General features: G+C 76.4%; 8 protein-coding genes. 3 read left to right on the forward strand and 5 right to left on the reverse strand.

What is annotated here, in order from left to right:
• The 3 genes from SCA03_RS33860 to SCA03_RS33870 all read left to right on the forward strand — a co-directional run.
• Positions 1 to 1,073 (forward strand): alpha-amylase family glycosyl hydrolase (locus tag SCA03_RS33860; protein WP_141275853.1); only part of this gene is annotated, 1,073 nt, incomplete at its 5' end.
• Complete coding sequence (locus SCA03_RS33865; RefSeq protein ID WP_086814742.1) at positions 1,070 to 2,155, forward strand: LacI family DNA-binding transcriptional regulator; 1,086 nt, start codon at positions 1,070 to 1,072, stop codon at positions 2,153 to 2,155. The genes SCA03_RS33860 and SCA03_RS33865, both read left to right, overlap by 4 nt.
• A 110-nt stretch (positions 2,156 to 2,265) precedes the next feature.
• The gene (locus SCA03_RS33870; RefSeq protein WP_086818016.1) at positions 2,266 to 3,144 is read left to right on the forward strand and encodes an SAM-dependent methyltransferase; all 879 of its coding nucleotides are present in this window, start codon (positions 2,266 to 2,268) and stop codon (positions 3,142 to 3,144) included.
• Between the two features lie 125 nt (positions 3,145 to 3,269).
• On the opposite strand, the gene SCA03_RS36660 is transcribed toward SCA03_RS33870, so the two are convergent.
• The 5 genes from SCA03_RS36660 to SCA03_RS33895 all read right to left on the reverse strand — a co-directional run.
• Positions 3,270 to 5,135: a histidine kinase gene (locus SCA03_RS36660; RefSeq protein ID WP_086818017.1), complete on the reverse strand. Its 1,866-nt coding sequence runs from the start codon at positions 5,133 to 5,135 to the stop codon at positions 3,270 to 3,272.
• A gap of 163 nt (positions 5,136 to 5,298) precedes the next feature.
• A complete protein-coding gene (locus tag SCA03_RS33880; protein ID WP_212766761.1) occupies positions 5,299 to 5,940 on the reverse strand; it encodes a response regulator in 642 nt (213 codons plus the stop codon).
• A 328-nt stretch (positions 5,941 to 6,268) separates the two neighbouring features.
• The gene (locus SCA03_RS33885; RefSeq protein WP_030879844.1) at positions 6,269 to 7,015 is read right to left on the reverse strand and encodes a TetR/AcrR family transcriptional regulator; all 747 of its coding nucleotides are present in this window, start codon (positions 7,013 to 7,015) and stop codon (positions 6,269 to 6,271) included.
• A gap of 573 nt (positions 7,016 to 7,588) precedes the next feature.
• Entirely contained in the window at positions 7,589 to 9,592 is a 2,004-nt protein-coding gene (locus SCA03_RS33890) for a hypothetical protein (protein WP_141275854.1), read from the reverse strand.
• Positions 9,593 to 9,809: 217 nt separating this feature from the next.
• On the reverse strand, positions 9,810 to 10,210 hold a 401-nt coding region (locus SCA03_RS33895), incomplete at its 5' end, for a sensor histidine kinase (RefSeq protein ID WP_371864033.1).

Consider the following 10,210-nt stretch of genomic DNA (forward strand, 5'->3'; position numbering starts at 1 on the left):
CCCCCGAACAGCCCGACTTCGACTGGGACAACCCGGCCGTGCGGGACGAGTTCCGTTCGGTGCTGCGGTTCTGGCTCGACCTCGGCGTCGACGGCTTCCGCATCGACGTCGCCCACGGCCTCGTCAAGGCCCCGGGCCTGCCCGACACCGGCCGCACCGGCCAGGTCGAGCTGCTCGGCAGCGCCCCCCTGCCCTTCTTCGACCAGGACGGCGTCCACGACATCTACCGCTCCTGGCGCCGCGTCCTGGACGAATACCCCGGCGAGCGCATCGGCGTGGCCGAGGCATGGACGCCCGACGCCCGGCGCACCGCGCTGTACGTCCGCGGGGACGAGCTGCACCAGGCGTTCAACTTCCACTATCTGAACGCCGGTTGGGACGCCGGGGAGCTGCGTGCCGTCGTCGACGAGTCGCTCGGCTCCCTCGGTGTCGTCGGCGCGCCCAGCACCTGGGTGCTCTCCAACCACGATGTCGTCCGCCACCGCACCCGGCTCGGCGGCGGCAGCGGCCGGGCCCGCGCCGCCACCTTGCTGATGCTGGCGCTGCCCGGCTCCGCCTACCTCTACCAGGGCGAGGAACTCGGCCTGCCCGAGGTGACCGAACTCCCCGACGCGGCACGCCAGGACCCCTCCTTCTTCCGCGACAACGGGCAGGACGGGCTGCGCGACGGCTGCCGCGTCCCGCTGCCCTGGGAGGAGAGCGGCCCCTCCTACGGCTTCGGCCCCGGCGGCAGCTGGCTGCCGCAGCCCGCCGGCTGGGGCGCGCTGTCCGTCGCCGCGCAGACCGGCGACCCGCACTCCACGCTGGAGCTGTACCGCACGGCCCTGCGGCTGCGCCGGGAGCGGCCCGAACTGGGCGACGGGGAGCCGCTGGAGTGGCTGCACGCGCCCGACGGCGTCCTCGCCTTCCGCCGCGGCTCCTTCGTCTGCACGGCCAACACGGCTGCGGAGCCACGGGAGTTGGACGCAGCGCCGGGTGAGGTGCTGCTGGCCGGCGGCCCCGCCGAGGGCGCCGGGGCGGTCGGCGGCGCGGTCCTGCCGGGCGACACGACGGTGTGGTGGGCGCGGGGATGACGGCATCCGGCGCCGGGCCCGCGCCGGTGCGGGGCCCGCAGGCCGACATCGCGGCGCAGGCGCAGGTCAGCGAGGCGACGGTCAGCCGCGTCCTGAACGGCAGGAGCGGGGTGGCGGCCGGCACCCGGCAGCGGGTGCTGGCCGCGCTCGATCTGCTCGGCTACGAGCGGCCGGTGCGGCTGCGGGAGCGCAGCGCCGGGCTGGTCGGGCTCGTCCTGCCCGAGCTGACGAACCCGATCTTCCCGGCGTTCGCGCAGGTCATCGAGCAGGCGCTGGCCGGCTACGGCTACACCCCGGTGCTCGGCACCCAGGCACCGGGCGGCGCCACCGAGGACGAGCTGGTGAGCCAGCTCGTCGAGCACGGGGTGCGCGGCATCGTCTTCCTCTCCGGGCTGCACGCCGATCTGTCGGCGGACCCCGCGCGGTACGCCGCACTCAGCGGGCGCGGGGTGCCGTTCGTCCTGGTCAACGGCTACAACGAGGCGGTCGACGCGCCCTGTGTCTCCCCGGACGACCGGGCGGCGGCCGACATGGCCGTCCGGCATCTCGACCAGCTGGGCCACGACCGGATCGGACTCGCCCTGGGGCCCGGCCGGTTCGTGCCCGCGCGGCGCAAGGCCGAGGGCTTCACCGCCGCCGTCCAGGAGCTGCGGCCGGGGCAGCCGGTGCACATCGAGCACACCCTCTACACCGTCGAGGGCGGGCACGCCGCCGCCGGGGCCCTGCTGGACGAGGGCTGCACCGGACTGGTGTGCGGCAGCGACCTGATGGCGCTGGGCGCGGTCCGCGCCGCCCGGCAGCGGGGGCTGCGGGTGCCCGCCGACGTCTCGGTGGTCGGCTACGACGACTCCGCGCTGAACGCCTTCACCGATCCGCCCCTGACGACGGTCCGGCAGCCGGTGCGCGCCATGGCCGACGCCGCGGTGCACGCCCTGCTCGATCCGTCACCGGGCACCGCGGCCCGCACCGAGTTCGTCTTCCAGCCGGAGCTGGTGGTACGGGGGTCAACGGCCGTCGGTACACGGGCAAAACCTCGGTCAAATCCCCACCGGCCGCCCGATCTGCCTTCCCCCGGCGGCTAGTTGCTTGTAGGTGCCACCTTGTAGCGTTCCCGCAGCCCCGGCCGACACGGCTGCGGGAACGCCGCCCACCTCGCCACGGCGTCCCGCGGCCCCGCGAGGGAGGTACACCCGTGAGCCCGGAACAGCAGTGGGACATCGTCTCCGGCGTGGGCCTGACGGCCCTCGCGGTCGCCGCCGGCCGCGCCCTGGAGACCCGGCGCCCCGACGCCCTGGTCGACGACCCGTACGCGCTCGCCTTCCTGGACGCCGCCGAGGCACCCGTGCCGCTGCCCACCACCCCCGAGGAGGTCGCCGCCGCCGACGGTCCGCGGGAACTGTGGGCCCTGATGACCGAGTACCTCGGCGTGCGCTCCCGCGTCTTCGACGACTTCCTCACCGGCGCCGCCCGCGCGGGCACCACCCAACTCGTGCTGCTCGCCTCCGGCCTGGACACCCGGGCGTTCCGGCTGACCTGGCCCGCGGGCACCCGCTGCTTCGAGCTGGACCGAGCGCCCGTGCTCGACTTCAAACTGGGCGTCCTCGACGGGCAGGAGGCCCGGCCCGGTTGCGCCCATGTGCCCGTCCCCGTGGACCTGCGCGAGGACTGGGCGGCCGAGCTGGAGGCCGCCGGGTTCGACGCCACCCGGCCCACCGCCTGGCTCGCCGAAGGGCTGCTTCCCTATCTGCCGCCGGAGGCCGAGGAGCAGCTGTTCAAGGAGATCGACCGGCTCTCCCCGGCCGGCAGCGCCCTCGCTGTCGAGCACGCGTCCGGCGCCGACGACCTGCTCGCCGACCCGCTCCTCCAGGAGGGCGGCGCGGCCTTCGGCATAGATCTGCCCACGCTGCTGCCCGGGGGGACGCGGCGCACCCCGCAGGAACAGCTCACCGCGCTCGGCTGGACCCACGAGACCCGCACCGCCCGCGCCTCCGCCGAGGCGCTCGGCCGCACCCTCGACACCGCGCCGACGACGGCCGACCGCATGCAGCACACCTTCGCCCACCGCCCCTGACGTTCCTGCCCTCCCCGACGGCTGCCGCCGCTGAGCCCTGGCACGCCGCCGATGACGCCGACGACCCGACGCCGCCGACGACGAGTCGCGGCTCGGCCCCGGCTCACCGGGCGCTCAGCGGACGTTCACAGGACGGCCTTGGACACCAGCACACCCCCGGCGAAGCACAGCCGGTAGGCGCCCACGGAGTAGAGCCCCGTGCCGTAGTACACACACTCCTTGCCCGGGGGCGTACGCGGGGCGTCGTCCGGCGGCCCGTCCCGTGTGAAGGGCGGCAGCCGGTCCTCCAGCGCGCCGCGCCGTTCGCCGAGGTGCAGCCGGTCGTACGCGGAGCGGTCCAGCACGGACAGCGCGTCGGACACCACGCTCACCGGGATCATCAGCACCAGGATCCCCACGACGACCGCCACCGGGCCGAGCACCGTCTGCGCCAGGCTCCGCCGCACCCGCCGCCGCGTACGCTCCCACTCCCGCGAGGAGAGCGTGGGCGCCGGGCCCCGCGCGGGCCGTGCGGCGCCGGGCACGGCGGCCACCGGCAGCCGCGCGACCACCTCGAACCCGCCCTGGGCCGTCACCCCGCTGTGCAACGACCCACCGGCCACCCGCACCCGCTCGTCCAGACCGACGAGCCCCACGCCTCCGGAGGCCAGCGGGGTACCCGGCACCTGCCGGGAAGGCCGGGGGTAGGGCGCGTGCGGCGTGTGCGGGGCATGCCTGCTGTGCGCGGGATGCTGCGAACCCCCGCCGGGCGGCGGCCCGTTGACGACCCGGACGACGCACACCGCGCCCGCCCGGTCGGCCCCGCCGCCCGCGTCGGCCCCGTTGACGTCGTCGTGCGCGCCGCCCGCGCTGTCGGCGCTGCCGGTGGTATCAGGGCTGCCGGGGGCCTCGGTGGCCTCGGTGGCCTCGGTGGCCTCGGTGGCCTCGGTGGCGTCGGTGGTGCCGCTCGGGTCGCCGTCGTCCCCGCTTCTCGCGCTTGCGGTGCTTCCCGCGTCCCGCGCGCCGTTCCTGCCGCCGTGCCCGCCGCCGCGCCCGCCGCCGTGCCCGCCGTGTGCGCCGCCCGCGCCGGGGCCCCGCTCCAGCACCACCCGTACCGCGGCGCCCGGCGCGTGCTTGGCCGCGTTCGTGAGGGCCTCCTGGACGACGCGGTGGGCGGCCCGTGCCGCCATCGGAGGAAGTGCCTCCGCCGTCTGCCCGCCCTCCAGTTCGACGGTGAGCCCGGACGAACGGGCCGAGCGGACCAGGGACTCGACGCTCTCGTCGACGGGGCCGGTGGGCGGCTGGTCGCCGTCCTCGCGCAGCACGCCGATGATGTCGCGCAGCCGCGCGGTCGCCGCCGCCGCGGCCTCCCGCAGCTCGCCGGCGGCGGCCCGCTGGTCGTCCGCCAGCCTCGGGTCGACCTGGAGGGCGCCCGCGCGGACGGCCAGCAGGGTCAGATCGTGGCCGAGCGAGTCGTGCATGTCGCCGGCGATCCTGGCGCGTTCCCGTACCCGGGCCCGGTCGGCCGCCGCCCGCTGCTGGGCCTCCATCTCCTCCGCCAACCGCCAGCCGGTGTGCACCAGTTCGCCGTACTGACGCCGGTGGCGGCCCACCAGCCAGGGCAGCCCCGTGGTGCCGAGCAGGGTGAGCAGCTGTGCGGGCCAGGCCCACAGTTCCCGCGCCACGAGCGTCGACAGCAGCAGCCCGGCCAGCGCGACCGTGCCGAAGAACCACAGCGCGGGCCGTGCCGTCCCGGCACGGCAGCCGGCGAGATAGCCGAACAGCGCCAGCGCCGGCCAGTATTCGGGCCGCAGCATCTCGGTGTCGGCGGTGAGGCTCAGCGCCACGGGCACGGCGGTCACGACGAGCGGGAAGCGGGCGGCGGCGAGCGCGGCCCCGGCCAGCAGCGGCACGGCGACCGCGGCGGTCGCGGCGTCCTGCCCGCCGAGCTGCACCGCGACCGTCAGCGGCGCGGCGCACACGGCGGCGACGAGGAGGAGGGCGCGGACCATGGAGCGAGCATCGCCGATGTGCCCGCCGGTGCGCCTCTGTCGAAAGTGGGGGAAGCGGAGGGACGGGCCGCGCCGGAGGGACGGGCCGCGCCCGCGCGGCGGGGCGGTGCGCACCCGCATCGCCCACCCGCGAGCGGACTCCGCCCCGGCCGTCGGCTGCGCGTCAGCCGTCGGCACCCGGGTCCCCGGTGGGTACGAGGCCGGCCTCGTACGCGAGTATCGCGGCCTGTACCCGGTTCTTCAGCTCCAGCCGGGCCAGGATCTGGCTCACATAGGTCTTCACGGTGCCCTCCACCAGGTGCAGGGTCCGGGCTATCTCCGCGTTGGAGAGGCCCGCACCCACCAGCGCGAGCACCTCCCGCTCGCGCGGGGTCAGTTCGCCGGTCCGGGCGCGGGCGCCGGTGCGCCGGGTCAGCAGCGAGGTGTCCATGTGGGCGATGACGCGGCGGGCCACGGACGGCGAGAGGTAGGCGCCGCCGTCCGCGACGGCCCGTACCCCGGCGAGCAGTTCGTGCGGATCGCCGGACTTGAGGACGAACCCGGCGGCGCCGTGGGCGAGCGCGGTGGCGATGTACTCGTCCTCGGAGAACGTCGTCAGGATCAGGACGGCCGTGTCCGGGCAGGCCCGGCGCAGCTCCTCCGCCGCCTGGAGCCCGTCCAGCCGGGGCATCCGGATGTCCAGGAGGCACACCCGGGGGCGGTGCCGCAGCGTCAGGTCGACGGCTTCCCGCCCGTCCGCGGCCTCCGCGACGACGTCGATGTCCCCGCCGGAGGTCAGGATGGCGCGCACACCGGCCCTGATCATCGCCTCGTCGTCGGCGAGGAGCACCCGGATCCGGGGCACGGCCGCGTCGTCGGGCGGCGGGGCGGGCGAGGGCTGGGGCTGCTGCGGGTCTCCGGTCACGCCATGAGGGTACGGGGCGCCGCCGGGCCCCCGGCGGGCTCCTCGGCCGCCGCTCCTGGGGTCCCGCCGTCCCCCTCGGCTCACGTTGCCGGGGCCGGGCCGTTGCCTGTTCCCCCGGCGCGTGGGGCCCACCGCTTCCCGATTCGGCCGTCGCACGGGCTTCCGCAAGTTTCTGCAAGCTGTTACCTTCCCGGCGTTCCGGCCCGTCCGGCCGGGGGCCCTCGTGGCCCTACGCGCCCGTCCGGCCGGGCCGGGACGCTTCCTGCCGCGGCGCGCACGGCGAGGACGGCGGGAGCAATCCGCCCAGGCGGCCCAGCAGTTCGCCCAGCAGCCCGTCGGCCGGCTCCTGCGCGACGATGTGGTCCACCACGGCGCGGGTCTCCGCGTCGTGCGCCGCTGCGACCGCGGCGAGCGCCAGGAAGTCGTGCACCAGCTGGAGTTCCAGCTCCGCACGGGGCACGGCACGGCCGTCCAGCCAGGTGAGCGCCGTCGTCTCGGCCAGCCCGATCCACGCGCGCACCACGAGGGCGAGCCGCGGGCCCGGGCTGCCGGTGCCCAGGTGCGCGAGCACCTGTGTGCAGGCGGTCTGCCGCACCTCGTCGATCACCGCGCCGGCGAGTGCGGGGCCGACCGCTGAGCCGCCGCGCAGCAGCGCGATGAACCCCGGTCCGTGCTCGTCGACGAAGTCGAAGTACCGTCCCATGACCCGCAGCAGCCGGCCGCTCAACGGGCCCTCGTGCGGCTCGGTGAACCGGCCCGCCAAATCGTCGGCGGCGCGCCGCACCGCCGCCTCGTACAGGCTGCGCTTGCTGGGGAAGTAGTGGTAGACGAGCGGACGGGAGATCCCCGCGGCCGTCGCGATGTCGTCGATGGACACGTCCTCGGGGGAGTGGCGGCTGAACAACTCCAGTGCCACGGCGATCAGTTGCCGCCGCCGCTCCTCCACACCCATCCTGCGGCGCGCCCCGGTGGTCATGCGCGTCACCCTAACGAGCGGTCCGAGGGCCGTACACCGCGCGCCGGGCGCGTTCGCCCTGCGCACAGGCACGCCGACCGGCTCACCCGGCCCCGCCGAGCCCGCCGTCCCCGTCCCCCGCGAGCCTCCGCAATCCTGCGCGCCTCCCGACCCTGCGAGCCTCCGCAATCCTGCGCGCCTCCCAATTCTGCGGGCCTCCGGAATCCCGTGCGCCGTCGGCCCCCGGACGAACTGTCGACCCGGGGTGAACTGCTGGCCCCGGACGCCCTGTTGGCCCCGGGCACACGCCGTCGGACCTGGACGCGTCGCCGATCCCGGACACGTCGCCGATCCCGGACGCGTCGCCCGGCCTTGGGCCCGGGGCCCGGACGAGCCGCCGAGACCCGGACGGCCGCCACGCCCTGGACGGGCCGCCGCGGGTCGCACGGGCCGCGCGGGCCGCGGCGGGCAGCGCGAGCCGTGCGGGGGGCGTCCGGCCCGAACCGGCCGTCCCGATCGGCCCGTTCGTACGTGCAGCCGGACCGGACCGGCCGGTTCGTACGGCCACCCGGAGGGGAAGGCAGCGGGCCGGGCTCAGCTCAACGGGCCGGACGTGCGGCCGTCCTCGCGTACGCCGGAGAGCCGGGCGCGGGCGCCCTCGGCGGCCCGCACCGCCAGCGTGTGCCCGGGGACGGCCACCGCGCCGCCCCGTACCCCCTCGCCCTGCGCCCGCAGCGACACCACGCCCTTGTCCGCCGCCGCCAGCACGTACCAGTGCCCGGCGCTGGACTTCCACAGCACACCGGCCATCGCCTCCCGCACCCGCCCGCAGGCCGCCGTGTCCTCGGCCCGGGCCGCGGCGGCGCCCGGCCGGCCCGGCTTCCGCGTCGGCGGCTGGAACTGCGCCATCACCCGGGCGCCCGCGCCCCGCCAGGTCGCCGCACGCGTACACACCCACGCCGCGGCGCCGTCGCCCTCCGGGAGCGTCTGCCGGGCGAACTCCCAGTTGGTGACCGTCTTGACGCCGCTGCCCAGGATCGCCGGGAAATGGCAGGCCGTGCGTGCCAGCCGGTGCCGCGCGCCCGCGCTCGTCGCCGGCTCGTGCCGCCGCCCGTCCGCGAGCCGTGCCGGAGTCAACTCACCCAGGTCCGCGTACAGTTGGCGGTCCTCCGCGACGCCCTCACTGCCCGAGAGGCCCAGCGCGGGCCAGCGCTCGCAGCGCCGCGGATGCGTATCGGCCCGCGGCACCGGGGCCGTCACCCCGTCCGTGTCCCGTGGCAGCACCCGGCCCTCGTCGCCCGGGTCCAGCAGATCCAGCACGGAAGCCTCTCGCACCCATGGCGCCGTCAGATAGCGCACCCCCTCCTCGCCCCGCGAGACGACCACGGCGCCCGAGGTCACCGTGCTCGCGCCCGCCGTACGGGCCAGCTCCAGCGTGGCGCCCTTTCTGCGCAGCTCCTCCCGCCGCAACGGCTCCGCGTACCGCGCCACCCGCGCGCCGTCGAACAGCAGCACCACGGCGTTCCCGTCCAACTGGCCCGCGTACAGCAGCTGCGGCGGCCCGGGCGGCGGGCCCGTCTGCGTGCCGCGCGCCGCCGTGACCCGCACCCGGTCGTCCGGCCGCGCCCACGCCGACAGCGCGCGGTGCAGCAGGGACGCGTCGTCGCGCAGTGCGCCCCGGGCCGGCCAGGCCCCGTGGTCGGTGCGCGACGCCGTACGCCAGGAGTCGGCGGGCACCCGGGAGACCGCTGCGGGGTCGAGCACGTCCCCGTGCGGCCCCGCCGTCCCGTAGGCCGCCGAGGCGTGCCCGGGGCCCGCCGGACCCCAGCCGCCCGGCGCGGCCACCAGCCCGCCGCACGCCAGCAGTGCCACCGCCGCCGCCACCCCGGCCCACCGGTGCTGGCGGCGGCGCAGCAGATCGGTCGGCCGCACATGCAGCGTGCACGGATCGCACTCCGCCGCCTCCAGCAGCGCGCCCTCCCCGCCGTCCGGCAGCCCCCGGACCCGGTCGGCGGCGGCCGGTGCCGCGTCCGCCTCCGCCGCCGGGACCCGCGCGGCCCGCAGCAGCCGCCGGATGTCCGGGTCCGCCAGCCCCTCCAGATGCCGCAGCACGTACGCGGCGCGCACCGCGCCCGGCAGCCCGGTGAACGCGTCGTCGAGCGCGCAACCGCCCGCGTACACCTGCGGGAACAGCCGCAGCCCCACCACCCACGGCAGCGTCCGGCCCGACGCCGCCGCACGCCTGCGCCGGAACAGGCCCGCGCGGCGCGGCCGTTCCGCCTCCAGCACCCGGCGCAGCACCCGCAGCCGCAGCCACACATAGGCCGGGTCCGGCATGGCCCAGCCGGGGATGCCGGTGCGGGGGCCCGGCAGGGGGAGCGTGGACGTCGACGTGCGGAAGTGGGGAAGGGATGCCTGGGTGGTGGCGTGGGCGGTCAGAACGCGGTGGTGGCGGGACGGGGTGGGGGGCAGGACGAGGTAGGCGAGGCGGACCAGCCTCGGGTAGTTCTCTACCAGTGCTGCCTCTGCGTCTTCGACGGCGATGGACGTCGACGGGATCCATGTCGGGTTCCTGTCGGGGGAGCTTGTGTCGGCCACACGGGGCTGAACGAGGTGGGGGGTGTGGGGTCACCTTGGTCCCGTCGTCCTGTGGCTTTCCCGCCGTTGGGGTTTCTCTTTCTTGTGGCTTCGCCCCTTTCGTGGGGCTTCGTCCCTGTCCCCGTTGGCCTCGCCGGCCGGGCGTCGGGGGACAGCCCCCCGCTACAGGGGGCTCCGCCCCCTCTAGGAGACCCCCGCAGAGCAAGAAAGCCGGGGTTCAGGGGCGTTCGGGTTCGAGGACTGCGGGGAGTTCCAGGGTGATCATGGTGGGGCCGCCGGGTGGGCTGTTGACGGCCAGGACGCCGTCGAAGGGCGCGAGGCGGCGCTGGACGCCGGCCATGCCGGAGCCCTTGTCGAGGCCCGCGCCGCCCTTCCCGTCGTCCGCGACGGTCACCCGCAGCATTCCCGTGCTTCCGGAGGGCACGGAGTGGAAGACGTCGAGCCACACACGAGAGGCCCCGGAGTGTTTGGCCGCGTTGGTCAGCAGCTCGCTGACGGCGAAGTACACGGCCGTCTCGACGGGTTCGTCGAAGCGGCCGGGGAGTTCGATGTCCACCTCGACGGGTACGGCCGAGCGCAGGGCGAGGGCCCGCAGCGCGTCGGGCAGGCCGCGTTCAG

Origin of the sequence: Streptomyces cacaoi (genome assembly GCF_006539165.1) — a bacterium.
GTDB lineage: Bacteria > Actinomycetota > Actinomycetes > Streptomycetales > Streptomycetaceae > Streptomyces > Streptomyces cacaoi.